Below are 24,442 nucleotides of genomic sequence, written 5' to 3'. Positions count from 1 at the left end.
CGATCCACCTGTTCGACGTCGATTCCCGTGAGTGGATCGGTGGCGAGCAGGTGGATCTTCTGCGTCTGCTCAGCGGGGAGCGAGAGGGAGGCGCGGCGCCGGCGGCAGCGGCGAGGCCACCGGGGCGGCCCGGAACGACTGCAGGATCAGTGCGGCGAACCTCCGCGAGGCAGCCACGCGGAGTGCCGGCGAGTCGGCCCGGATCCCCTCGTTGGCCATGAGCGCGAGGGCGACGTCGGCGATCACGAAGTCGGGGCGGAGGGATCCTGCGCTCTTCGCGCGCCGCACGAGTTCGCGCATGCGCACCAGCGAACTGTCGCGCTCGGCCGTGAAGTCTCTGGCCTCGGGGAGCTGCGAGGTGAACGCCCGGGCGAATCCTCTGTCGAGGGCGTGCACCGCCATGAGCTTCTCGATCACGACGCTGAACCCGGCCCACGGGTCGCGCGCCGCCAGGCCCTCGTCGACGATCTCGCGGCAGGAGGCCAGCTGCTCGGCGAACGCCTCGGTGAGCAGCGCTTCCTTGGTCGGGAAGTGTCGGTAGACGGTCGCCACCCCGACCTCCGAGCGACGCGCGACCTCGCGGATCGTGACGTCGAGCCCCTCGTCGGCGAACGCGGCGCGAGCGACCCTCAGGATACGGATCCGGTTGTCGCGGGCGTCCGACCGCTGCGCGGTTCTCACTTGGCTCGTCACCGTTCTCACTTTAGCCAAACGGACGGGGTGTTCCGTTACGGTCGGCGCATGAGAGCAATCGAGTTCACCGGATACGGCCCCTCCGCAGTCGCGCGCGTCACCGAGGTCACCGAACCCCACGCGGGGAAGGGCCGGATCAGGATCGCGGTCAGAGCATCCGGCGTCTCCCCCGGCGAGATCCGCCTCCGGTCCGGTGCGATGCGCGAGATCGCGCCGATCACGTTCCCGTATCGCAGCGGGTTCGACGCGGCCGGGGTCGTCGACGAGGTCGGCTCCGACGTCGCCGGCACGGCGATCGGCGACGAGGTCTTCGGCTGGCCCGAGTTCGCTGCCCGCGGGGCCAACGCCGACTTCGTGGTCCTCGCCGCGTGGGCCCCGAAACCGTCTTCGTGGAGCTGGGAGGAGGCCGGCGGCGCGGCGGGAGCCGTCGAGACCTCGGTCCGGGTCCTGGATCGGCTGGGCGTCACGGCCGGAGACACCGTCCTCGTGCAGGGCGCCGCGGGCGGCACGGGTTCTGTCGTCGTCCAGTTCGCCGTCGCCCGGGGCGCGACCGTCATCGGAACGGCGAGCGAGGGCAACCACCGATTCCTCCGGTCCCTGGGTGTGACGCCCACCACCTACGGACCCGGCCTCGCGGCGCGGATCCGCGAACTGGCTCCGGAGGGTGTCGACGCCGTCGTCGACTGCGCCGGGGGCGACCTGCCCGATCTCGTCGCCATCGCGGGCGATGCCGATCGCGTCGTGACGATCGCCGACCTGGGCTCGGCGGCGCACGGCGTCCACCTCTCCAGCGGCATGACCGACGCGTTGGCCGTCTCGGCACTCGCTGCCGCGGTCGACCTCGCCGACGCCTCTCGGTTGCGCATCCCCGTCGCGGGAGCGTTCGCCCTCGCCGACGTGGCGGCGGCCCACGACCTGACGGAGACGCGGCACGCCCGCGGAAAGGTCGTCCTGATCCACTGAGGCACGGACCCGCCCCACGGCGAGCTCGACCTCAGCTGTCGAAACCGGTGCTCCGACTCGTGGCCTCCCACGCCGCGGTCTCCGACCGGAGCCCGTCGAGAACCCCTGGAAGGCGTCGTAGGCGTCGTCGCCGAGCAGCAGGAGACCGGGGGCGTTTCCGCTCTCGACGACGTCGATCATCGCCGCGGCCGCGCGATCCGGGTCTCCGGGCTGCGTGCCGTGCGCGGTGTCGTTCTCGATGCGCCGCCGACCCGCCGTGTCGGCGTAGTCGGCGATCGGCTCGGCGGACTGCGTGAGGGAACGCCCGGCGAAGTCCGTGCGGAATCCGCCGGGCTCGACGGACAGCGCCGTGATGCCGAGCGGCGCGACCTCCTTGCGGAGCGACGCCGTCATGCCCTCGAGCGCGGCTTTGGCCGCCGAGTAGTAGCCGGAGCCCTCCGGTGAGATCCGGGCGCCGATCGACGAGATGTTCACGATCGTGCCGGATCGGCGGGCGCGCATCCCGGGCAGGACACCGCGGATCATCGCGACGGCCCCGAAGAAGAGGGCGTCGAACAGCGCCCGCACGTCGGCCGGGTCGCCCTCCTCGACGGCCGATCGGTAGCCGTAGCCGGCGTTGTTGACCAGCGTGTCGATGGCGCCGAAGCGCTCTTCGGCGGCGGCGATCGACGACGAGACCTGTTCGGCGACGGTCACATCGAGAGCGAGGGCGAGCGCCGTCTCCGGGAAGGCGTCGGCGAGATCCTGCACTTTCGCGACGTCGCGGGCGGTGACGACCGCGTTGTCGCCGCGCTCGAGCACGGCTCGGGCGAGGGATCGGCCGAGGCCGGTGGAGCAGCCGGTGATGAACCAGGTCGAGGTGGGCATGCGTTTCTCCTTCGGGTGCGATGTCCCATCCAGTCAAGCGCCTTCCTTATAGTTTTTCTCGTGGATTCGGGGCCTTCGTAAGCTTTCGGAACGCGCCAGGGGTCCCGGGTATGGCTGAGTGCCTTCCGCCGCTTGACGGCATGCCGTGATTAGCCGCCCGGGACCTTGCAACGGCATGACCGCTCATTGAGATGTGCGAACACGTCGGCCCGTAAGGAACTGCCGGCATGGCCGTTGACGGCGCACCACCCCCGATGAAACAGGAGCAGACTGCCGTCGTGACGGGAGAGGCGGCCGCTGCCCGCATCATCAGCCGCTTCGCCCACGATCTGCTCCGCATCCGTGACGAGCTCGCGGAAGTCGAAACCGAGATCGACACCGCCTTGAAGAGCAACCGGCTGGCGGCGCCGCTGATGACGGTGCCCGGGTTCGGGCCGCGGTTGGCCGCCGACTTTCTCGCAGCCGTCGGAGCAGACATCGCCGCATTTGAGAGCCCGGACCGGCTGGCAAGCTTCGCTGGCCTTGCCCCGGTGCCTCGCGACTCCGGGAAAATCTCCGGCAACCACCACCGGCCCCGACGCTACGACCGGCGGCTCCTAAACGCGTGCTTCCAGGCGGCGTTCATCGCCGCCAGAACCTGCCCGGTCTCCCGCACCTTCTACGAACGGAAGCGGCGCGAAGGTAAATCGCATAAGCAAGCGTTGATCGCCCTCGCTCGTCGACGGATCAATGTCATCTGGGCAATTCTCCGAGACCGCACCACGTACGACCCATCGCTCCCACCCGCCAAAGCCCAACCTGAATCGAGCAGTCGGTTCGATCAAGACCAGGGCAGCGCGGACGTTGATCGTCGGCAGAAGATGGCTCGCCGACCACCGAGCCGGCCGACCGTCAGCATCGCTGAGGCTCGTGAATATGGAACAGACCGTGGGGGACCCGTGTGGATCGCCGCATTTGACCAATAGGCCGACGAAGTCTCGAACGCTAATGTGGCGGCATGGGTCGGGCTTCTGAAACGGACGACGAGGATGTGGTGCGACTATTCCCGGATAATGCCGACACGGTGATCTGGTTTTCGGGCCCTGTTTCCTACGAGGAGGCGCATCTCAGCGAAGTCCTGAGCGCTGCGATGAAGGCGTGGGAGCATTTCTTCAACGCCCATGAAGTGTCCAGCCATTATGTCGTCGACGCTGCGTCGATGCCGTATTACAGAGACGAGGGCATCCGACTAGCGCGCGGCCTGGCGAACGAGCTTGGCTCGCAGTTCGTCGTGGAGTTCGACCCTGATGAGCGGAACCCGGCACCCCGGCGTTTCCGTGCCGCTGGCCCGGCAACCAACTCAGCTGCGGCACGTGTCTTCTCAGAGCTGGCGGCCGACAATGCGCGCGACCTCCGTGGTGACTGGACCATCGACTTGGGCTAGTCAGAGACACCCTGTGGCTGGGCAAGGTTAGTGCTCACTGACGCTCCTTCGGCGGCTGGGCGGTGTGCAGCGACGACGTCAGCCATCCAGCGGGGTGCTTCACCGTGCCCGTGTCAAAATGACATATGTCTGAACTACGCGATCGCCTGAAAGCATCCTTTCGATGGGTGGGCGATCGAACGGATCCCGACTACCGCGCTGACGTTACGGGCTGGTGGAGGGACGCCAGCATCCTGCAAGAGATCGGAGGGGCTCTTGCCGACCTCCATATCGGAAGCCGCCCCACAGTCGTACTCGGAACGCAATCCCGAGGAAGTCTTCTCGGAGTCCTGACCGCTAATGCGCTCAGCGTCGGCTTTGTGGAAGTTCGGAAAGATCCTTTTCGAGCCGCGGACAGCGATTCGTGGTGGAAAACCTCTACGGCACCTGATTACCGTGATCGGCACCTGGACCTCGGACTTCGGCGCTCGCTATTGCAGTCTGGTGACCGCGTACTTTTTGTAGACGATTGGATCGCCACAGGTGCTCAAGCCGAAGCCACATGGAGGCTCGTCGACATGAGCGGTGCCGCATGGGTTGGAGCCTCTGTGGTTGTCGACGGACTCGAAAAGAGCACAGTCAGGAGACACCTCAACCTGCGCTCGATCATTCACATCCATGACTTGTGACGTGCTCAGCCTCACACACGAGGAGGCGGCCCCGCCGCAGAGGCGCCTCGGCGAGGTACGCGCCAGTGCTCCGGTAGGGCAGTGGATACGCTTCTGCCATGACAGAGTCTCGAAGCGACGGCACGATGTGGCACTTCTCACAAAGCGTCCACGCCGACGAGGCTCAAGGACACTTCTCCGAACTGCTCCGGAACGTTGCCTCGACAGTCGACGAACTCGGAAATGTCCAGGTCTATGACATGACATTTAAGCACGAGATCACCACCGACGATGAATACCTCACCGTCACGATCTACTACGACAAAATCGACGCCCCAAACCTGAGCGTCATCAGGACAGACCGTTTCAGAACCGAACCGAATACCTGACTCGGCCGTCACCGCAAGGTCGCAGCGAGCACGTGGACCGCGACGACCGTCACCGTGCCGACATGCGAAGGCGTGTCCTGATGCGGAAAGCGTGAACGGCTAGCGGTCACCTGCCTTCGGCCGGCGCAGTGCTTGTCGCGCTGCGCGTTTTTTCGCCTGGAAGCCTTCGGCAGCATACGGGCCTCCACCGTCCACGCAAGCGGCAAGCCGCCGCCGCCTCCGACATTGCCGGCACGCGGTCGCTGCGCTCCCTTATTTCGCGCCGACAATGTCTCCTCCGCCACCCTCCGGGTTGCCCTTCCGTCTGCGGTCCTGCCGGTACTTCGTACCTTCCAGGCGAAAAAAGACGTGGAAGGGAGTGACAGTCAGGACCAACTCGAGCCCCCGTTTCGGCTTGACAAACCTGATTGAGAATCTCGGCATCCTCGGGAGTCACGCCGCAGACCGGTACTGGCGGTACCCCTGACCCCACCGAAACTGAGATTTACCCAGGAAGATTGTGAAATGTTGCAGAAAGCCTTTTAGGGTATAAGCATCTGGGATGTTTACCAGAGAGATCTCATCCGCCGGGCGTCGATCCGGTCGACTCGCAGATCTCACGACCCGCTCTCGACAGACGACCCAAGGAGCCGCGCCATGCGACTTTCCCTTCCTTCCGCCTGCCTCGGAACAGCCCTTCTTGTGGGCCTGACCGGCATGACGACGCCCGCGTTCGCCGACACCGGATCGGCCACCGGCGCCGGGTCGGCCACGACCGACGCCACCGTCCTGGCGACAGATGTCAACGCCAGTCTCATCGGCCAGACCGGCGTCGCCGTCCTGCCCGGCCAGATCCTGCGTTCCTACTGGCGCGTGGCCAATACGCCGGGCGCCGCGGCGATCCCGGCGAATGCCGTTCGGCTCTCCTGGAGCGTCGACAAAGGCGCCACCTTCTCGACCGGCACCGTGCAGAACGTCTTCAACGCCGGCAGCGCGAACCGCGGTTGCTCGCTCGCGGGCGCCCAGCTCGCGTGCCTGACCCAGAGCAACACCAACTCGATCGCTGCCAGCGGGGCGAACAACTACTCGCACTTCTATCCGATGGTGCAGATCCCCGCCGATGCCGTCCCGGGCACCGTCTACGCTGTGACAGGCACGCTGACCTTCGACTCCGGCACCTACACGAACGTCAACCCCAACACCACGTTCACCACCCGGCTCCCGGTCCCGCTGTCCGCTCCGGCCTTCACCGGGCCCGCTCTCGACACGACCGTCGGCGCGAAGCCGACCATCACGGGCACCGGCGTGGCGGGTGCGACCGTCCACGTCCTCGACGGGTCCGGGGCGGAGCTCGGCACGACGATCGCCTCCTCCGACGGAAGCTGGAGCTTCGTGCCGGCGGTTCCGCTGCCCGATGGCCCGACGACTCTCAGCGCCTGGCAGCACTCGGTCGACACCGACTCGACACAGCGCTCCTCGGCCACCTTCGTCGTGGACGCGACAGCACCCGACGCGCCCGTCATCACGGGGCCCGGCGGCGACACGATCCTGCCCGGCACGGACACAACGGTGACCGGCACGGGCGAGGAGGGCGCGCACGTGATCGTCCGCGACGACCGCGGCGGTGTCCTCTGCGAGACCGAGGTGAGCGGCGGAACCTTCTCGTGCGAGGTGGGAGCGCTTCCCCTCGGCAGCAACCGCCTCTCCGTCACCCTCACCGACGGATTCGGCAACGAGAGCAGCCCCTCGGCCGTCACCGTCACCGTCGCCGACGCCCCGGTCGACCCGGTCACGCCCGTCGACCCGACCGACCCGGTCGAGCCCGTCGACCCGACCGAGCCCGTGACGCCCATCGACCCCGGAGCGCCGATCGACCCCGTCGTCACGGATCCGTCCGACGGAGGCGCCGTCGTCGAGATCTCGACCCCGTCGACCGGGCCCGGCGCGGTCCTCGCGGGCGAGGCCGCAGCCCCGTCCGGAGCGCCCGTGGCTGCGACCACCACCCCGACCGGCGAGCGGCTCGCCTTCACCGGCACCGACCGCGGTGAGCTCGTCGCCGGCACGGCCACGGCGGGCGTCGCGATCCTCGCCGGCCTCGTCCTCCTCCTGGCCCGGCGCCGCCGCGCCGAGTAGCACTCGCCGGGCCGCCCTCTCCTGCCGGACTACCCGGCGGAAAGCGGCGCCACGTGCAGCAATCCTGCGACGCGGCGCCGCTTTTCGGCGATCCCTTGCACAGGTGATGGTGCGACGTCGAGATCTGACCGATACTTGCCGGAATCAAGCAGTTATCGCGCAACGATCGGAGGTCGAACCATGTCACAGGCAGCGAATGTCACCCGCCCCGCCATCATCGGTGAACCCGAGGTCGTCGAAGACGTCGCGACGTCCGCGCCGTGGCTCGATCTGAAGGCCGCGGCGACCGCGCTCCAGGCACTGCAGGTGCAAGACGGCAGCGTTCCCGAGGCAGCCGACCGGAACGCGGCCGAGGCGCTGGTGAGCAGGATCACACGAGCGATCGAGATCCTGACCCCCTCCTTCGCCCACGACCACGACTACCTCGCGCAGTGCGTGGTCGACTTCGACCGCTGGGCCGGGTCCGGCTTCGGCGTTCCCGACTTCTACGATTCCCTGGTCGCCTTCCACCCTCAGCGCGAGCGCGTCGACGGGCTGAGGCACCTGGTCGTGTTCCCCATGTACACGCAGAACGGCAGCACGTCGCGCCTGGTCGAAGCGGTCCTCGTCGAGGTGATCTGGCCCGAGTTCGTCGCGGAGCTCGAGCAGGGCCCCTACTCGAACGCGCTCTTCGTGCCCATCCGCTTCCTCGACTTCACGGCGGGCTACGACACCAATTCGGCTGTGCTCTTCCCCGAGTCGGTGGCCATGCGGCAGATCCCGACCTTCACCTGGGGCGCGATCTTCGCCGACCGCGAGGCGGCCAGATTCCGTCGCGTGCTCAGGGCGGCGTCGGAGATCACGAAGCTCGACCTCCCCGCCGACGCCGCGCGGCTGCTGGACGACCAGCACCTGGCCGAAGAGACGTTCGTGATGTGGGATCTCATCCACGACCGCACGCACATGCGCGGCGACCTCCCGTTCGATCCCTTCATGATCAAGCAGCGGATGCCGTTCTTCCTCTACTCGCTCGAAGAGCTCCGCTGCGACCTCACCGCGTACCGCGAGGCGGTGCGTCTCACGCGCAGCGCCGACACCGACGACCTGACCCGCGAGCGCGCCCAGCTCGTGCAGTACGCGGTCCTGTTCGACCGCATCTTCCGGTTCGCGATCACCGGGTCGCGCGTGCGCAACTACGACGGTCTCGGCGGCCAGCTGCTGTTCGCCTGGCTGCACCAGCACCACGTTCTGCACTGGACCGACACGCAGCTCGCCATCGACTGGGACGAAGTCCCCGACGTCGTGATCGCCCTGGGCACAGCCATCGACGAGCTCTACTGGAAGTCGATCGACCGGCCGAAGGTCGCACACTGGCTCGCGGCCTACGATCTCGTCGCCGCGACGCTCACCCCGCATCCGGCCTCGGCGTGGGCCACGCGCGACCTGCCGCTGGACGGTCCCCCGAAGGGCTACACCGACAAGGTCCTCGACGACGAGTTCCCGCTGAGCATGTTCTACGAGGCCCTCGCGAAGAAGATGACGGCGGTGATCGAGTCGACCGCCGGCATCACCGGGGCCGGCGTCGATCCGGCGACGCCCGAGACGGCTGTCGCCGCGTGAGCGTCATCGTCGTCACCGGCGCCACGGGCGACGCCGGCCGAGCCGTCTGCCGAACACTCCTGTCGGCCGGGCACCTCGTCGTGGCCGTCGGCACGAACGCCGACCGGCTGGCCTCCGTCGACGCGTCCTCCCGCCACGTCGTCGAACTCACCTCCACCGAGGAGACCCTGGCCCTGGCCGCCGCCGTCCGCGCCGAGTTCGGCCCGGCCGACGGAGTCGTGCACCTCGTGGGCGGCTGGCGGGGCGGCCAGGCGGAGGCCGACTTCGACTGGCTGGAGAGCAGGATCCTGCGCACTCTCCGGCAGGTCACCCTCGCGTTCCACGACGACCTCGGCTCGGCCGAGCACGGGCGTCTCGTCGCCATCGGGTCGTCCACCGCCGCCGAACCCACCTGGAGCAACGCGAACTACGCCACGGTGAAGACCGCGGCCGACGCCTGGGTGCGGGCGGTGGCGTCCGGATGGCGGAAGGCCGGACGCGCCGCAGCCGTCACGGTGGTCGTGAAGGCCATCGGTGGTGACGGGACCTCTCCCGACACCCTCGCCGACGCGATCCTGCCCCTCTGGTCCCAGCCCGCGGCCGAGCTCAACGGCGCTCGCATCGATCTCGTCCCCTCTTCGAAAGGCTCCGATTCATGACCCGTCTCCACGACGCCTCCTGGCGTGGTTTCGCTTCCGACAACTACGCCGGCACTCACCCCGAGATCCTCGAGGCCCTCGCCGAGGCGAACGGCGGCCACCAGATCGCCTACGGAGAAGACGTCTACACGGCCCGACTGCAGGCGGTCGTCAAAGGTCTCTTCGGCGAGCAGGCGGAAGCGTTCCCGGTCTTCAACGGGACGGGCGCGAACGTGACGGCACTGACGTCGATGCTGCCGCGCTGGGGAGCCGTCGTCGCGACGAGCACGGCTCATATCCACACCGATGAGAACGGCGCTCCCGAGCGGATCTCCGGGCTGAAGCTCCTGACCGTGCCGACGCCGGACGGCAAGCTCACGCCCGAGCTGATCGATGTCGAGGCCTGGGGCTGGGGCGACGAGCACCGGGCCCAGCCGCTCGCCGTGAGCATCACGCAGACGACCGAGCTCGGCACGCTCTACACGCCGTCCGAGGTGCGCGCGATCGCCGACCACGTCCACTCCAAGGGCATGCACCTGCACATGGACGGGGCCCGGATCGCGAACGCCGCGGCCGCCCTCGACGTCTCGTTCCGCGAGTTCACGACGGATGCCGGGGTCGACGTCCTCAGCTTCGGCGGGACGAAGAACGGACTCCTGTACGGCGAGGTCGTCATCGCGCTGACTCCTGCGGCCGTCGACGGCTTGATCTTCCTGCGCAAGCTCAACATGCAGCTCGCGTCGAAGATGCGCTTCGTGTCGGCGCAGTTCATCGCCCTCCTCGAGGGTGACCTGTGGCTCCGCTCGGCCGGGCAGGCCAACGCCATGGCGACCCGCCTGCGATCGGCTCTCGAGTCGTCGCGTTTCCAGGGGCTCGGCTTCACGCAGAAAACCCAGGCCAACGCGGTGTTCGCCACCCTCGACAACGCCGTCGCCGACCGGATCCGCGAGCGGGTCCGGTTCTACGACTGGGACCGCGCGGCGGGCGAAGTGCGCTGGATGACTGCCTTCGACACCACCGAGGCCGACGTCGACGCGTTCGTCGCCGTGATCCAGGAGGAGCTCGCCCGCTGACGCGTCCCGCTGCACTCCACCGCTCGTGTCCGCGGAGGCGAGCCCGCCGTGTCGGGCGAGCGGAGGGTGAGACCTACTGGCTGTCGACGAAGGAGTGCGCGAGGTCGCGGGGCGTCGCGGCGCGACTGAAGTGGTCGGCGAACGGGCGCGTCGCCCGGATCACGACGACGCTCTCGACCGCCTGCTCCTGGAGCGCTTCCACGAGGCCGGCCACGAAGACGCGCTCTCCCACGGAGACCTCGCCGGCGTCGAGGTGCACGACCGTACCCGCCACGGGCAGGGCGTCGGCCACGACGGCGAAGGCCGTCTCGCGGTCGGTGCCGAGCTTGGGGAGGACGATGGTCGTGATCGTTGAAGTCATCAGAGCATCCTGCTCCCCGAGCATGAGTGGACACCCAGGTGTGCCAGCCTGTGTCCATGCCCTTCGCTGACGAACTCCTCGGCCGGCCGGCCGCGCTCGCCCTGGTCGACGCCCTCCGCGACGCCGCGCCAGGCACCCCGCTGAAGCGACTGGAAGCCGCGGCGGAGGCCCTCGGCCCGCTCGCCCTGCGCGAGCGCAGCGACCTCCTCCGCGACGCGACGCTCGCCGACCTCGCACTGCCGTACGCCGAGTTCGCGGCCGTCGTCCGCCGGGCGGCGGAAGGCCCCCGGCCCTTCAGCGGCTGGCTCATCTGGCCGGTCACCTCGGCTGTGGCCGCCCTCGCGGTCGCCGACGGCAGCACCGGCGCCTTCGACGACGCCCTGGACCTCCTGGCCGAGCTCACGCCGAGGCTCACCTCGGAGTTCGCGATCCGGGTCCTCCTCCGGCACGATCTGGACCGAGCGCTGGACCGCATTCGCGATCGGTGGCTGACCGCGGAGGACGAGCACGTGCGCCGCCTGGCGTCGGAGGGGACGAGACCGTACCTGCCCTGGTCGAGCCGGGTGCCGGGGATCCTGCAGGATCCCGCGGCGACCGTTCCGATTCTCACGGCGCTCTACCGCGACGAGAGCGAGTACGTCCGGCGGTCGGTCGCGAACCACCTCAACGACATCAGCCGACACGCGCCCGGCCTGGTGGTGGACACCGCGGCGGCGTGGCTGGCCGCCCCCGATGCGAGCACGAGGGCGCTTGTGAGGCGCGCCCTGCGCACCCTCGTGAAGAAGGGCGATCCTGCCGCTCTCGCCCTGCTCGGCTTCGAACCCGCCGAGCTCGAGATCACGAGCCTGACACTGGATCGCACGGTGGTCGCGGTCGGCGAGAGCGTCACGTTCTCGGCACGAGTCACGAACAGGGGCCGGGAGACGGCCCGGCTCGCTATCGACTACATCGTCCACCATCGCAAGGCGAACGGGACGACGACGGGCAAGACGTTCAAGCTCACCGTCACGTCGCTCGCCCCCGGAGAGACGCTCGACCTCGCGAAGCAGCACTCGTTCAGGGTGATCACGACGCGTCGCTATCACCCGGGGCAGCACGCGATCGAGCTCCAGGTCAACGGCATCGCTGCGGGTCGCACCGCGTTCGAGCTGCTGCCCGGATAGCGTGGATGCCCCAGGGAAGGGGACCCATGACAGAGCTCGACGAGGCCATCGACCGGTTCGCGCGGCCCCGCCGCGGCGTGCAGGCGGTGCCGGAAGAATCCGACGAGGTCGCCGGCGGCTGGGCCCTGCAGTCGCTGCTGGCCGAGACCGTCATCCACCTGCGGCGCCGCGGGATCGAGCCGGTCGAGACCGTGCTGGTCGGGCAGGGCACCTCGGGGTCCCGCGTCTTCAAGTCCGTGGCCCCGTGCTGGCCGCTCGAGATCTTCGCGCTCACCTCGAGGGGCGTCGCCCTCCCGTACTCGATGCTGTCGGCGCCGATCCCGGGGCTCGAAGAGCGCCCCCGTCTCGACGCACCGCTGGTCTGCGTCCGGCCGACGCCGATCGCCGTCGGGCCCGGCGCCGACGACGTCGAGGTCAATCGGCGCGGACAACTGCTCTGGCGCTGGTCACCGCGGACGGACTCCTCGGCTCAGCCGTGGACGGCCGGCTTCCGCTCCCGGTTCGAGGCGAACTGGTCGGAGAGCCGACCCGGTCCGCTGACCGAACCCGTCGCGTTCGCGATCGTCGATCACCTCGACTCGAGGATCGAACGCGGCGTCATCCACTGAGCGGCACGATCCTGTCTCAGGAGTCGTAGCGGTCGAGCAGCTCTCGGCGCCAGGCTTCGGTGGCGCGGAGCTCGTTGAAGGTGAAGAGATGGAACGCGGTGACCGGCGACGGGCCGGCGACGGCAGGCTCGAGACCCGTGATCAACCGGTTCGGACTGTAGCCGCCCGGCAGGAAGAACCGCCAGAACAGGCTCTTCTGCTTCTGCAGGAATCGCGCCGAGTCGCCGAGTCCGATGGCCGCCGAGATCCGGATCAGTCGCTGCCGACGCACCGCGCCCGGCAGGCCGACCCGGATCGGAAGCGTGATCGCCTCGCGTTCGAGTTCGGCCGCCCACGCGGCGATGGCCGCCGGGTCGAAGCAGATCTGCGTCGTCACGTGGTTCGCCAGCTCGGCCTTCTCGCGCAGGGCCTGCAGCAGGGTGCTCCCGGGGATGAGAGCGTGCCCCTCCGGATACCCGCCGATGCCGATGTCGGTGAAGTCGTGGGCCGATTCGCGGACGGCGCGCAGAAGGGGAAGCGCATCGCGGTAGTCGCCCCGCGGCTCGCCGTCGCCGCCGACCACGAAGAGGCTGGTGACGCCGGCTTCGGCGAGACGGGCCAGCACGTCGCTCAGCTCGTGTTCGTCGGCGATCATCCGCGCCGCGAGGTGCGGTGCGACGTCGTAGCCCGCCGCCGCCAGTCGGACGGCGAGGTCGACGGTGGCGCCGATGCCCCGGGGCGGCGACGCCGTCACCGTGAGAGGAGTCGACCGCGGAACGTTCTCGAGGACGTTCTCGAAGGTGCGGGCGAAGGGCAGGATCTCGTACCCGGCGCTGCGGAGGGCGTCTGCCGTGGCAGCGCGAACGGACGTCATGACGATCCCCGAGCCTAGGGCATGCCGCGCGCCCACACCGCTACGCGGTCGCCAGCTCGAGCCCCAACGCGGCGGCGACCCCGGCGTTCGTGACGCGACCGGCGGTGACGTTGAGGCCCTTGGCCAGAGCCGGGTCTGCGGCCGTCGCCGCCTTCCAGCCCAGGTCGGCGAGCGCGACCACATAGGGCAGGGTCGCATTGGTGAGTGCGCGAGTCGAGGTCTCGGGAACGGCGCCCGGCATGTTCGCCACGCAGTAGTAGACGGCGTCGTGCACGGCGAAGGTCGGCTCGTCGTGCGTCGTCGGGTGCGACCCCTCGAAGCAGCCGCCCTGGTCGATGGCGATGTCGACGAGCACGGCGCCCGGCTTCATCGTCGACACCATCTCGTCGGTGACGAGCTTCGGTGCCGCGGCCCCCGGGATCAGGACGGAGCCGATCACGAGGTCGGCGTCGCGAAGCTGCTCGGCGATCGCGAACGGCGTCGAGTGCCGGGTCTGGATCCGGCCGCCGAACTGCACCTCGAGCGCGCGGAGTCGGGGCAGTGACACGTCGATCACCGTGACGTCGGCTCCCATGCCGAGCGCGTTGTCGGCCGCGTGCTCCCCGCGACGCCGCCGCCGATGACGACGACCTTGGCCTTCGGCGTGCCGGGGACACCGCCGAGCAGCGACCCGCGACCGCCGTTGGAGCGGAGCAGGTGGTAGGAGCCGACGGTGATCGACAACCGGCCGGCGACCTCGCTCATCGGCGAGAGCAGCGGCAGGCTGCGGTCGGCCAGCTGGACGGTCTCGTACGCGATGGCGGTCGTACCCGACTCGACGAGAGCGTTCGTCAGCGCGGGGTCGGCAGCGAGGTGGAGGTAGGTGAAGACGGTCTGGTCGGCGCGCAGGTGCCCGTACTCGGCGGCGATCGGCTCTTTGACCTTGAGGAGCAGCTCGGCGGTGGCCCAGACCTCGGAGGCGGTGGGCAGGATCGTCGCGCCCGCGGCCGCGTAGTCGGCGTCGAGGATGCGGGATCCGGCGCCGGCCCCGGCCTGGACGAAGACCTCGTGGCCGCGACGCACCAGGGTGTCGACGCCGGCGGCGCTGATGGCGACGCGGTTCTCGTTGTTCTTGATCTCGGTCGGGATTCCCACGCGCATGTCGTTCCTCCAGTTCGACGGGCGGCACCGTTGCCGCGTGACATCAAGCATGGACACGGTTCGTTTCCTCTATGTTTCTTCCGAAGAAGATTTTTCAATTCGTGAAGATTTTGCAGACAACTACCGTGGAGATGACGCCTGTGGTCGATTCGACGAAGGATATTCACGAGCCGGTCGTGCTCGACGAGATCGACCGGCGGCTGCTCGAGGTGCTGAAGTCGGACGGACGCATCTCCAACGCGGCCCTCGCCGAGGCGGCGGGCATCGCTCCGTCGACCGCGCACGTCCGCCTCCGGTCACTGCAGGACCGCGGCGTGGTCACCGGCTTCCTCACCAGCATCGATCAGCGCAGCTTGGGGCTGGGCCTCCAGGCGATCGTCGGGGTCACGCTGCGCCCGGGCGCTCGGCAGGAGAGCATCGTCCGCTTCTCGGAGGAGGTGCGGAACCTCCCGCAGGTGCTGCAGGTCTTCTTCCTCGGCGGCACGGACGACTTCATCGTGCACATCGCGGTCGCCGACTCCTCGGCCATCCGCGAGTTCGTCGTCGAGCACCTCTCCGCACAGCCGAGCGTCGCATCGACCCGGACGAGCGTCGTCTTCGACTATCACCGCAACGGGGTCGCCGCCTCGTTCCAGTGACGTCGTCGTCCGCTACGCCAGGTTGCGGACGATCAGGCCGACCGTGAAGTCGAAGCGCTCGTGCCCGTCGCCCGCCGTCAGCTCGGCGGCGTGGCGTCGCGTCTCGGGGAAGCGGTCGGCCGGCAGGTTGCGGAACCTGCTGACCAGTTCGTCGCGTTCCTCGCGCGAGACGAGCCAGTCTTCACCGGTCTGCCCCTGACGCTGTGCTCCGAGCGAGATCTCGAGAGTGTAGGCGCCGACGTAGAGGAAGAGGGCGTCGATCGCCCAGGCCGCCGACTGCGGCGCGACACCCCCGGCGAGGACGATGGCCATCATCCCCTCGCTGACGCGCAGCACGTCGAGGTCGGTGACCACCATCGAGAGAGCGGCGCGCGCGACACCCGGGTATCTGAGGTATTGGTCGCGCAGCTGGGCGCACACGTCGGAGATCTGTTCGCGCCAGGTCTCCGGATCGGGCTCGGGCAGGACCAGCTGGTTGCAGAGCCGGCCGATGATCAACTCGTCGATGTCGGCCTTGTTGACCACGTGCGCGTAGAGCGACGCGGGGCCGGTGTGCAGCAGTGCCGCGACGCTGCGCATGGTCAGCGCGTCGTAGCCCTGGGTCGCGATGACGTCGAGGGCGGCATCGGTGATCCGGTCGACGGTGATCGGGCGCTTGCGGGGAGCGGCCTCGTCGGCGGCCGCTGTCGATTGTGCGTGACGGGCGGCGCGGCGCTGTCTCGGGTCCGTGGGCATGGAACGATCCTACCTTGACACGAACGTCGTTCGCTGCGTATAACTTAGTTCGTGACTATCGAACAGCGTTCGTTGAACGCCTCCCCACCTGCCCCCGAGACCCTGCGTGGCGCCTGGATCGCCCTGGCCGGACTCTCGGCCGTCTTCCTCTTCGAGATGCTCGACAACTCGATCCTGACCGTCGCCCTCCCGACCATCGGTCGTGACCTCCACACCTCGACGGTCGGACTGCAGTGGGTGACCGGCGCCTACTCGGTCGTGTTCGGCGGCCTGATGCTCGCGTTCGGCGCGATCGCCGACCGCTTCGGGCGCCGTCGCGTCATGCTCACCGGACTGGTCCTCCTCGGCCTCGCCAGTCTCGCGACCGCCTTCGTCACCTCGACAGAGCAGTTGATCGCCGTCCGTCTGACGATGGGAGTCGCCGCCGCCATGACGACGCCGGGCTCGATCGCTCTGGCGTTCCGACTCTTCGCGGCCGACGGTCTCCGGGTCAGGGCGATGTCGCTCATCACCACCGTGGGCCTCGTGGGGCTGGCCATCGGCCCGACGCTCGGCGGACTCGTCCTCGCCGTCGCCCCCTGGCAGATCCTGCTGCTCGTCAACGTGCCGATAGCAGCCCTCGCGTTCGCGGGGATCCGCGGCGGCATCGCCGCCGACCGGCCGGACGAACTCCACCGCGACCCCGTCGACGTCATCGGCGCAGTTCTCGGCACGGCGACGATCGTGCTCGCACTCGTCGCGCCGACCCTCTTCGTCGACGAGGGAACGGGATCCTGGTCGCCGTGGTCTGCGAGCGCCGCGGCCGTCGTCGGCGTGATCCTCTTCGTGATCCGCATGCGCACGGCGGCGCACCCGCTCCTCGATCTCGCGCTGGTCGCCCGTCCCCTGGTGTCGTCCGGGCTGGCCTACAAGGCGGCGTCCGGGCTGGCGCTGGCCGGTCTCGGCTACCTCGTCACCCTGCAGCTCCAACTCGACTGGGGGTGGCCGCCCGCCCTCGCCGCGATCGGCATGCTGCCCCAGGTCGTCGTGCTCGTCGCATCCGGCCCGTTCGTCGGTCGCTTCGTCGGTCGGGTCGGGCTCGACCGGGCCGCGTGGCTCAGCGCTGCGGCGGTGGTTCTGGGGCTCGCCGTCTACGCCGTCCTGGGCCACCTCGGGTACGTCTGGATCGCGATGGCTCTGGCGCTCGTCGCCGCGGGAATCCGCGTGAACGGCGTCGTCGCCGGCACCAACGTGCTGCGCGGGCTGCCCGAGAACCGCACCTCGATCGGCGCCGCCCTCGTCGACACCGCCTCCGAGGTCGCCACCGGGATCGGAATCGCCGTCACGGGCACGATCCTCGCCGCACTCTTCGCCGGCGACATCGCGACCGGCGGCTGGAGCAGCCGACAGACCGCCCAGTTCCACGAAGCCGTGACCCTCGGCGGGCTGACGCTCACGCTCGTCGCCGGGGCACTCGTCGCCTGGGGCTTCGTCCGGACGCGTGTGGCACGATCCGGAGCATGACTCTTCCGGCCGACACCCACGTTCACAGCGAGTGGTCCTGGGACACCGGCGGTCCGCGATCCGACGCCGCCGGCCGCATGAGAGAGACCTGCCGGGTGGCGTCCCGGATCGGTCTGGCCACCCTCGTCTTCACCGAGCACCTCGACCTCGACCCCGAGTGGCGAGCCGATCCGGGCGACCTCCTCCCGCATCAGCGCCACCTCCTGAACGACGCGGGGATCGTCGCCCTCCCGCCGCTCGACGTCGACGGCTACCTCGACAGCATCGATCGGTGCCGCCACGAGTTCCCCGAGCTCCACATCATGACCGGCCTGGAGTACGGCCAGCCGCATCTCAACGACGAACGCGCGGCCGAGCTCCTCGGCCGCGGGGTCTTCGACCGGGTCAACGGCTCGCTGCACACGCTCGCGGCCGCCGCCGGGCGGAGCGAGCCGAACACGCTGTTCCGACTGCAACCTCCCGACGACGTCATCCGGGCGTACCTCGACGAGATCCCGCGGATGGTCGCCGGCTCCGACTCGTTCGCCGTCTTCACCCACATCGACTACCCGGTGCGCTCGTGGCCGACGACCACCGCGGGGCCCTTCGACCCGAAGCGGTTCGAGGGCGAGTACCGATCCGCGATGCGGTCGCTGGCCGAGAGCGGGCGCGCTCTCGAGATGAACACGCGCCGGATCTGGCCGTGGATCCCGCAGTGGTGGAGCGAAGAGGGCGGCCGCGCGATCAGCTTCGGCAGCGACGCCCACACCCCCGACGCCATCGCCGCCGGTTTTCCCGAGGCGATGCAGATGGTCGAACGGTTCGGCTTCCGCGCCGGATCGCGTCCCGAAGACTTCTGGACCAGGTGATCGCCCGAGGGACGACGGTCACGCGCTGAAGGTCTCCAGCTCGGCCGGGGTCGGGTAGGAGCTCTGGGCGCCGTGACGGGTCGCCGCGAAACTCCCCACGCGCACCGCGAACGTCGCCGCGGCGACGAGGGCGTCCCCTTCGGCGAGACGCAGCGCCAAGGCTCCCATGAACGCGTCGCCGCAGCCCGTCGTGTCGACCGCGCCGACACGCGGCGACGGGACCGTGACCGGGCTGTCGTCACCGCTCAGGACCACGCATCCGGCCGAACCGGTCGTGATCACGGCGTGCGGGACGCCGAGGCGCGCGATGGCCGCCCCGACATCGCTCCACTCGACCGCGTCGAGGTCGACGCCGAGGAGCTGCGCCGCCTCGTGCTCGTTGAGGAGGACGACGTCGGTCGCGAGCAGCAGGTCGTCGGGAACGGCTGCGTACGGCGAGAGATTGGTCAGAACCGTGAGCCCGGCTTCGCGGCCGGCCCGCGCGGCGGCCAGGACGGCGTCGATCCCCACCTCGAGGCAGAGCCCGAGCACGGAGGCTCCGTCGAACGACACCCGGTTCGCCTCGACGTCGGCGGCCGAGAGCGTTCCGTTCGCGCCCGCCGAGATCACGATCGTGTTCTCGCCCTGGGCGTCGACGGTGATGACGGCCGTTCCGGTCACGCTGTCGGAGCGAAGGGCCACCCCGCGGGTGTCGACCCCGGACTCACGCGCCGCGGCGACCAGCATCCTGCCGTTGTCGTCGTCTCCGACGGCGCCGACGAGGCGGACCTCCCCGCCGAGACGGGCTGCGGCCGCGGCCTGGTTGGAGCTCTTCCCACCGGGCAGGATCCGCAGGGGCGAACCGTGCAGGGTCTCGCCGGCTCGCGGGAAGCGCTCGGTCTGCACGACCAGGTCGGCGTTCAGCGACCCGACGATCACAAGGGGTTTCACGCTCACTCCGCCGTCTCGGCGTCGACGGGACGCGGGATGAGGAACGACACGGCGAACGCGCCGAGGGTGATGGCCGCCCCGAGCAGCATGCCCGCCGTGTAGCCGGTCGTCGAGTGGCTGCCGGTCGGTGAGCCGACCACTTGGAGCACCGGGAGCACGGCGAAGCTGAGACCGGCGCCGAGGTTGAAGGCACCCGCGTTCAGCCCGGGGAGGAACCCGGGGTTGTCGGCGGGCGACAGGACGATGCCCAGACCGTTCAGCATGATGTTCGCGATGCCGGCGTAGGTGATGCCGATGAGCACGGTCGCCGTGATGAGCACGGGAAGCGAGTGCACGCCGACGAACGCCATCAGCAGAGTGGCGAGCACGCTGCCGCCGATGCCGATTCGCAGCATGGTGCGGTACCCGAGCGTGGGCGCGAGCCGGCCGGAGAACGGTCCGACGAGCCAGCCGACCAGGGCGTAGGGCGTCAGGAACGCGAGCGAGGCGACATCGGGTTTCATCGAGAAGCCCGCGTCGGCGTTCTGCGCGAACGACGTGACGAGCCCGTTGACGACCGCGAACACGCCGGTGATGGTCAGCAGCGTCGTGAGCAGAAGCGCCCAGGACGACCGCCGGCGCAGATACGCGGTCGGGATCAGCGGCTGGCGAATCCTGTTCTCGAGGAACCAGAAGGCGAGGAAGGCCACGACCGCGAGGACCAGCCCGCCGACGACGAGACCCCAGTTCGCCGAGGCCAGTTTGCCGGCCTCGTTGAACGCCGTGAGGAGGGCGCCGATCGAGACGACGAGCGGCAGGACCCCCACCAGTCCATGCGCACGTCGCCGGACGGACGCGACTCCACACCCCACACGGCGACGAACACGACGGCGAGCGCTGCGATGGCGGCGATGACCCAGAACACCGACCGGAAGCCGAAGTTCGTCGCGAGCCAGCCGCCGGCGAGGGCGTCGATTCCGGCGATCCCGCCGTTCACGGCGGTGATGAGACCCATGGTGACGCCGTAGCGCTTGGGGTCCTTCACCTCGCTCCGCAGCATCAGGAGGCAGATGGGGACCACGGGGCCGGCGACCCCCTGGATCATGCGGCCGGCGAAGAGCATCGGCACGTTGACGGCCAGGGCGGCGATGATGCTCCCGGCGAACATGACGACGAGCATCCAGGCGAGGACCCGCTTGCGGCCGATGATGTCGCTGAGCCGCGGCAGGAAGAGCGAGAAGAGCGCGGCCGCCGTGAAGAACAGCGTCTGGGAGAGGCCGATCGTGGCCTGATCCGTGTGGAGTTCGGTGGCCATGGTGACGAGCACCGGGCTGAGCATGCTGGCGTTGAGCTGGAACGCGATGCAGGCGGCGAGGAGCGCCGCGGTGAGGGTTCCGATCCTGGCGGTCTTCGCTGCCGCTGTCGTGACGCTCATTCCGCGATCACCCCGCCTTCGCCGATCGTCTCCAGAGCGTCGACGACGAGCTTCCAGAAGCGGTCGCGGTCGAGGCGGGTAGCCGCCCAGGTGTTGCAGTCGTCGGGCGCCGGGGCGCGGAAGTCGGCCACGGTCATGCCGAGCGTGAGAGTGCCGGTGAGCTCGATGTCGATCGGCACCTTGACCGTCTCGACGATCGTGGGGTCGATCACGTAGGCGACGGCGCAGGGATCGTGCACCGGGGGCGAGTCGAAGCCCTGCACCTCTTTGTAGGTCGAGCCGAAGAACTCGAGCAGCTCCCCCACGAACCGGGCGGGCCCGGTGCCGACGGCGGCGATGCTTGCCGCGACCTCCGGGGTCGCGAGCGCCTGGTGCGTGAGGTCGAGACCGACCATCACGACGGGCCAGGCGGCGTTGAAGACGACGTGCGCCGCCTCGGGGTCGATGGCGATGTTGAACTCGGCGACGGGGCTCCAGTTGCCGACGTGGTAGCCGCCGCCCATGAGGACGACCTCGCGAACGCGCTCGACGATGGCCGGCTCGGTGCGAACGGCGAGAGCCAGGTTGGTGAGCGCCGCCGTCGCGACGAGGGTGACCGTGTGGGGCTCGCGGCTCATCACGGTGTCGATGATCAGCTCGACGGCGTGGCGCGAGTCGAGGTCGAACGCTGGATCGGGAAGGACCGGACCGTCGAGCCCGGACTCGCCGTGGATGTCGGCGGCGTGCTCGACGTGCCGGACGAGCGGGCGACCGGCACCGGCCGCGAAGGGGACGCCGGTGATGCCGGCGATGCGCGCGACGGAGAGCGCGTTGCGCGTCACCTTCTCGAGCGTCTGGTTGCCGAAGACGGTGGTGACCGCGAGGAGGTCGATGTCGGGGTTGCCGTGGGCCAGCAGGAGGGCGATGGCGTCGTCGTGCCCGGGATCGCAGTCGAGGACGATGGCGCGAGGCCGTGACGGGGAAGTCATGTTCTTCTCCACTTCGTTGGGGAATCAGGTGTGTGAGCCGCAGACGTCAAGCGCTTGACGGCATTCGAAGACAGTAGCACGTCAAGCGCTTGACGCTTTCTCGTCGCGGAGGACGTCCGACCCCGTACGATTACAGGATGCCCGGGGACGACGTCGAACACACGCCTCCGCTCGCCTCCGGCCCTCGGCCGGGTCGGGCGACGGCGACCGACGTCGCAGCACTCGCGGGCACCTCGGTGTCCACGGTCTCGCTGGTCGCGAGCGGCAAGACGAAGGGGAGGGTGTCGTCGAGCACCATCGCCCGGGTCGCCTCCGCGATCGAGACCCTCGGCTACGTGGTCGACCACACGGCCAGCGCACTGGCGCGAGGCAGCGCCGACGTCGTGATCCTGGTCGCCCCCGACCTGTCGAATCCGTACTACGGCGATGTCGTCCGGGGCATCATGTCGGTTCTCGGCGACCGCTACCAGCTCCTCCTCTCCGTTGCGAGCCCCGGCGTGCAGCCCGACGCGTCGGTCGTCGGCCGTCTCACCGCGCTTCGTCCGGCCGGGCTCCTCATCGATGCGCCGTCGGCCGAGTTCCTGGCCGCGCTCCCCGCGGGTCCGGCGACCGTACTCCTGGACGCACCGGGGAGCGCGCGCGGCGACGCCATCGTCAACTACGACCTCGTGCGCGGCACCGACGACCTCGTCGACCATCTCGCCGACCAGGGTCACCGCGTGCTCGCCTACCTCGACAGCAGCACCGGCACCGAGACGTTCGCTCTTCGGCGATCGTTGATCGAGGCGGCGGCCGCGCGCCGGGGCCTCACCCTTCTGGGCGGCGTGGCCAGCGTCGTCGACGTGTCCGCCGCGGCGGCCGCGGTGACCGCGGCCTGGCCGGAGTGGCGGGCCTCAGGCGCCACCGCCGTGCTGTGCGCGACCGACACGCAGGCGTACGGCGCCCTGGCGTCGGCGCGCCTGCACGAGATCCGGGTCCCCGAAGACGTCGCAGTGTCCGGTTTCGACGATCTGCCCTCGTCGGTCGTGACGGCGCCCGGTCTCACGAGCGTCGCCCTTCCCGGAACGTCACTGGGCCGCACGGCCGCGTCGCGGATGCTGGAGCTCCTGGGAGCGGCCGCCCCGCCGCCTGCCAACGCCGCCGCCGACGACGACGACGACGATCTGACCACCCGCCTCGTCATTCGCGATTCCACCCGGCACGTCGTCTCCTGACCGGCGCTCCTCGGCCGGCCCCGACTCCGCAGTGACGGTGTCCGACTCCTCAGCCGAGGGTCGCGTCGCGGAGGGCGCCGTCGGCATCGAGCGCCAGCACGACGGACGGCTCCAGCCGGCTCAGGAAGTCGTCGTCGTGGCTGACGACGAGGAGCCCGCCCCGGTAGCCGCGAAGCGCGTCGACCAGTTGCTCGACGCTGCGGACGTCGAGGTTGTTGGTCGGCTCGTCGAGGATCAGCAGGTGGGCGGGAGGGGCGGCGAACATCAGGATCGCGAGGGCGGCGCGGAATCGCTCCCCACCGGACAGCGTGGCGGTCGGACGCGAGACGCTGTCGCCCCGCAGCAGGAGCCGGGCGAGCTGATTCCGGATCACACCGGGCGCGACCTCCGGGGCGGCCGCTTCGACGTTCTCCAGCGCGCTCCGAGCGGGGTCGAGGACATCGAGGCGCTGATCCAGGTAGCCGAACCGCTCCGTGAGCAGGATCCCGCCCGCCCGGCCCGGACCCGCCGACGCGGCCGACACGAGCCCCTCCAGGAGGCTCGTCTTCCCGACGCCGTTCGGGCCGATCAGGGCCACGCGTTCCGGACCCTGGAGCACGAAGGAGCGGTTGGTCCCGTCGAGTCTCGCCAGCTGCCGGTTCCTCGGCACGTCCGGGTCGGGCAGGTCGAGACGGATGTGCTCGTCGTCGCGAACTCGCGCCGCCGCGTCGTCGAGCGAAGCCTGCGCCGCCGCGAGGCTGTCGTCGACACCGGCTCGGAGCTTTCCCGCCGACACCTGCGCGTCGGAGGCGCGTTGGTTCATGAGGATCTTCGCTCCCTGCCTGTTGTCGGACTTCTTCTGGCCGGTGCGCTCCCGCCGGGCCAGTTTCGTCGCGGCCTCGATCCGCTGCCGCTTCTCGACCTTGACGGCCTGCGCCGCCGTCCTGGCCGCCTGCTGAGCGGCGGCCTGCTCGCCTCTGAGGTGATCGCGCCACGCGCTGTACGCGCCGCCGAACACGCTGAGCCTGTTCGCGTGCAGCTCGGCGGTGTCGTCCATCCGCTCGAGGAGGGCCGTGTCGTGGCTGACGACCACGAGGGCTCCCGGCCACGCCGTCACGAGGTCGGCGAAGCGCCGACGCGCGTCGCGGTCCAGGTTGTTGGTCGGCTCGTCGAGGAGGGTCACCGGGGTGCGCGCGAGCCGGAGGCCGGTGGCGGTGACGAGCATCGCCTCGCCACCCGAGACCTCGCCCACGCGGCGGTCGAGCGAGACGGGAACACCGGCCTCACCCAGGGCCTCAACCGCGCGGGCCTCGATGTCCCAGTCGTCGCCGAGCTGCTCGAAGTAATGCTCGGCGACGTCGCCTGCCTCGATCGCGCGCACCGCGGCAAGCTTCGCCGTGATGCCGAGCAGGTCGGCGATCGTCGCGCCGACGTCGAGCGCGAGGGTCTGGGAGAGGTAGCCGACGTCGCCGACGGTCGTGATGCGGCCGGAGGTGGGCGTGATCCTGCCCGCTATCAGGCGGAGGAGGGTGGATTTGCCGGCGCCGTTGTCGCCGACGAGGCCGGTGCGACCACGACCGAAGCTGCCGGTCAGGCCGGTGAGGACCGTGTCGCCGTCCGGCCAGGTGAATCCGAGGTCGGCCAACGTGATGGACGGGGAAGAAGGCATGGAACAACTCCTGCGGCGATGCCGCGCTGTGGACCG

The 24,442-nt window shown here is 69.6% G+C and carries 24 protein-coding genes and 2 pseudogenes; 15 read left to right on the top strand and 11 right to left on the bottom strand.

All coding sequences use genetic code 11. The features are described from left to right. Window positions 1–69: 69 nt before the first annotated feature. Complete coding sequence (locus QUE79_RS08150; protein ID WP_286346671.1) at window positions 70–681, bottom strand: TetR/AcrR family transcriptional regulator; 612 nt, start codon at window positions 679–681, stop codon at window positions 70–72. Window positions 682–741: 60 nt separating this feature from the next. Between QUE79_RS08150 and QUE79_RS08145 the strand changes: the two genes are divergently transcribed. Next, window positions 742–1,656, top strand: coding sequence for an NADP-dependent oxidoreductase (locus tag QUE79_RS08145; protein WP_286346228.1), 915 nt, complete (start codon window positions 742–744; stop codon window positions 1,654–1,656). A 171-nt stretch (window positions 1,657–1,827) separates the two neighbouring features. Here QUE79_RS08145 and QUE79_RS08140 read toward each other — a convergent pair. Next, a pseudogene (locus QUE79_RS08140) lies at window positions 1,828–2,523 on the bottom strand (oxidoreductase); the annotation flags it as partial. Window positions 2,524–2,750: 227 nt separating this feature from the next. Here QUE79_RS08140 and QUE79_RS08135 point away from each other — a divergent pair. The 8 genes from QUE79_RS08135 to QUE79_RS08100 all read left to right on the top strand — a co-directional run bounded on the left by QUE79_RS08135 (window position 2,751) and on the right by QUE79_RS08100 (window position 10,383). After that, on the top strand, window positions 2,751–3,488 hold the full coding sequence (locus QUE79_RS08135; protein ID WP_286346227.1) for a transposase: 738 nt from the start codon (window positions 2,751–2,753) through the stop codon (window positions 3,486–3,488). A gap of 32 nt (window positions 3,489–3,520) precedes the next feature. After that, a complete protein-coding gene (locus tag QUE79_RS08130) occupies window positions 3,521–3,946 on the top strand; it encodes a hypothetical protein (RefSeq protein ID WP_286346226.1) in 426 nt (141 codons plus the stop codon). Between the two features lie 125 nt (window positions 3,947–4,071). Beyond that, window positions 4,072–4,614 carry a phosphoribosyltransferase family protein gene (locus QUE79_RS08125; RefSeq protein ID WP_286346225.1) on the top strand — a complete coding sequence of 181 codons (543 nt, stop codon included), beginning with the start codon at window positions 4,072–4,074 and terminating at the stop codon, window positions 4,612–4,614. Window positions 4,615–4,712: 98 nt separating this feature from the next. Next, entirely contained in the window at window positions 4,713–4,982 is a 270-nt protein-coding gene (locus QUE79_RS08120; RefSeq protein WP_286346224.1) for a hypothetical protein, read from the top strand. Between the two features lie 636 nt (window positions 4,983–5,618). Next, complete coding sequence (locus QUE79_RS08115; RefSeq protein ID WP_286346223.1) at window positions 5,619–7,094, top strand: Ig-like domain-containing protein; 1,476 nt, start codon at window positions 5,619–5,621, stop codon at window positions 7,092–7,094. Between the two features lie 180 nt (window positions 7,095–7,274). Next, window positions 7,275–8,693 (top strand): DUF6421 family protein, encoded by a 1,419-nt coding sequence (locus QUE79_RS08110; RefSeq protein WP_286346222.1) that lies wholly within the window; start codon window positions 7,275–7,277, stop codon window positions 8,691–8,693. Next, window positions 8,690–9,331: an SDR family oxidoreductase gene (locus QUE79_RS08105; protein ID WP_286346221.1), complete on the top strand. Its 642-nt coding sequence runs from the start codon at window positions 8,690–8,692 to the stop codon at window positions 9,329–9,331. The genes QUE79_RS08110 and QUE79_RS08105 overlap by 4 nt, the downstream gene beginning before the upstream one ends. Next, window positions 9,328–10,383, top strand: coding sequence for a threonine aldolase family protein (locus tag QUE79_RS08100; RefSeq protein WP_286346220.1), 1,056 nt, complete (start codon window positions 9,328–9,330; stop codon window positions 10,381–10,383). Before QUE79_RS08105 ends, QUE79_RS08100 begins: the two co-directional genes overlap by 4 nt. Before the next feature lie 73 nt (window positions 10,384–10,456). Here QUE79_RS08100 and QUE79_RS08095 read toward each other — a convergent pair whose 3' ends face one another. Continuing rightward, on the bottom strand, window positions 10,457–10,744 hold the full coding sequence (locus QUE79_RS08095) for a hypothetical protein (RefSeq protein ID WP_286346219.1): 288 nt from the start codon (window positions 10,742–10,744) through the stop codon (window positions 10,457–10,459). Window positions 10,745–10,800: 56 nt separating this feature from the next. On the opposite strand from QUE79_RS08095, the gene QUE79_RS08090 reads away from it, so the two are divergent. Together QUE79_RS08090 and QUE79_RS08085 are read left to right on the top strand one after the other, a co-directional pair. Next, window positions 10,801–11,907 (top strand): DNA alkylation repair protein, encoded by a 1,107-nt coding sequence (locus QUE79_RS08090; protein ID WP_286346218.1) that lies wholly within the window; start codon window positions 10,801–10,803, stop codon window positions 11,905–11,907. A 26-nt stretch (window positions 11,908–11,933) separates the two neighbouring features. Continuing rightward, window positions 11,934–12,515, top strand: coding sequence for a hypothetical protein (locus QUE79_RS08085; RefSeq protein ID WP_286346217.1), 582 nt, complete (start codon window positions 11,934–11,936; stop codon window positions 12,513–12,515). A gap of 16 nt (window positions 12,516–12,531) precedes the next feature. Here the strand turns inward: QUE79_RS08085 and QUE79_RS08080 are convergent, their stop codons facing one another. Beyond that, window positions 12,532–13,368, bottom strand: a complete 837-nt coding sequence (locus tag QUE79_RS08080; RefSeq protein WP_286346216.1) for a methylenetetrahydrofolate reductase — start codon at window positions 13,366–13,368, stop codon at window positions 12,532–12,534. 40 nt (window positions 13,369–13,408) lie between these two features. Continuing rightward, a pseudogene (gene ald / locus QUE79_RS08075) lies at window positions 13,409–14,508 on the bottom strand (alanine dehydrogenase). A 131-nt stretch (window positions 14,509–14,639) separates the two neighbouring features. Here ald and QUE79_RS08070 point away from each other — a divergent pair. Then, the gene (locus tag QUE79_RS08070) at window positions 14,640–15,146 is read left to right on the top strand and encodes an Lrp/AsnC family transcriptional regulator (protein WP_286346670.1); all 507 of its coding nucleotides are present in this window, start codon (window positions 14,640–14,642) and stop codon (window positions 15,144–15,146) included. A gap of 12 nt (window positions 15,147–15,158) precedes the next feature. Here QUE79_RS08070 and QUE79_RS08065 read toward each other — a convergent pair whose 3' ends face one another. Next, window positions 15,159–15,881 carry a TetR/AcrR family transcriptional regulator gene (locus QUE79_RS08065; protein ID WP_286346215.1) on the bottom strand — a complete coding sequence of 241 codons (723 nt, stop codon included), beginning with the start codon at window positions 15,879–15,881 and terminating at the stop codon, window positions 15,159–15,161. 51 nt (window positions 15,882–15,932) lie between these two features. Here QUE79_RS08065 and QUE79_RS08060 point away from each other — a divergent pair, with 51 nt between their 5' ends. Together QUE79_RS08060 and QUE79_RS08055 are read left to right on the top strand one after the other, a co-directional pair. Continuing rightward, complete coding sequence (locus QUE79_RS08060) at window positions 15,933–17,384, top strand: MFS transporter (protein WP_350271666.1); 1,452 nt, start codon at window positions 15,933–15,935, stop codon at window positions 17,382–17,384. Next, on the top strand, window positions 17,381–18,232 hold the full coding sequence (locus QUE79_RS08055; RefSeq protein WP_286346214.1) for a PHP domain-containing protein: 852 nt from the start codon (window positions 17,381–17,383) through the stop codon (window positions 18,230–18,232). The genes QUE79_RS08060 and QUE79_RS08055 overlap by 4 nt, the downstream gene beginning before the upstream one ends. Window positions 18,233–18,250: 18 nt before the next feature. Here QUE79_RS08055 and QUE79_RS08050 read toward each other — a convergent pair whose 3' ends face one another. Genes QUE79_RS08050 through uriH form a run of 4 tightly spaced genes read right to left on the bottom strand, consistent with a single transcriptional unit; the run spans window position 18,251 to window position 21,544 of the window. After that, window positions 18,251–19,168 carry a ribokinase gene (locus tag QUE79_RS08050; protein ID WP_286346213.1) on the bottom strand — a complete coding sequence of 306 codons (918 nt, stop codon included), beginning with the start codon at window positions 19,166–19,168 and terminating at the stop codon, window positions 18,251–18,253. Then, on the bottom strand, window positions 19,165–19,902 hold the full coding sequence (locus QUE79_RS25370; protein WP_350271687.1) for an MFS transporter: 738 nt from the start codon (window positions 19,900–19,902) through the stop codon (window positions 19,165–19,167). The genes QUE79_RS08050 and QUE79_RS25370 overlap by 4 nt, the downstream gene beginning before the upstream one ends. After that, the gene (locus QUE79_RS25365) at window positions 19,800–20,576 is read right to left on the bottom strand and encodes an MFS transporter (protein WP_350271665.1); all 777 of its coding nucleotides are present in this window, start codon (window positions 20,574–20,576) and stop codon (window positions 19,800–19,802) included. Before QUE79_RS25365 ends, QUE79_RS25370 begins: the two co-directional genes overlap by 103 nt. Beyond that, entirely contained in the window at window positions 20,573–21,544 is a 972-nt protein-coding gene (uriH, locus tag QUE79_RS08040) for a uridine-preferring nucleoside hydrolase UriH (RefSeq protein WP_286346212.1), read from the bottom strand. Before uriH ends, QUE79_RS25365 begins: the two co-directional genes overlap by 4 nt. Before the next feature lie 137 nt (window positions 21,545–21,681). On the opposite strand from uriH, the gene QUE79_RS08035 reads away from it, so the two are divergent. After that, window positions 21,682–22,758 (top strand): LacI family DNA-binding transcriptional regulator, encoded by a 1,077-nt coding sequence (locus QUE79_RS08035; protein ID WP_286346211.1) that lies wholly within the window; start codon window positions 21,682–21,684, stop codon window positions 22,756–22,758. A gap of 49 nt (window positions 22,759–22,807) precedes the next feature. Here the strand turns inward: QUE79_RS08035 and QUE79_RS08030 are convergent, their stop codons facing one another. Further along, window positions 22,808–24,406: an ATP-binding cassette domain-containing protein gene (locus QUE79_RS08030; RefSeq protein WP_286346210.1), complete on the bottom strand. Its 1,599-nt coding sequence runs from the start codon at window positions 24,404–24,406 to the stop codon at window positions 22,808–22,810. Window positions 24,407–24,442: the final 36 nt, after the last annotated feature.

The organism is Frondihabitans sucicola (genome assembly GCF_030296615.1).
Lineage (GTDB): Bacteria > Actinomycetota > Actinomycetes > Actinomycetales > Microbacteriaceae > Frondihabitans > Frondihabitans sucicola.
This window is presented reverse-complemented; position numbering and strand designations above follow the sequence as displayed.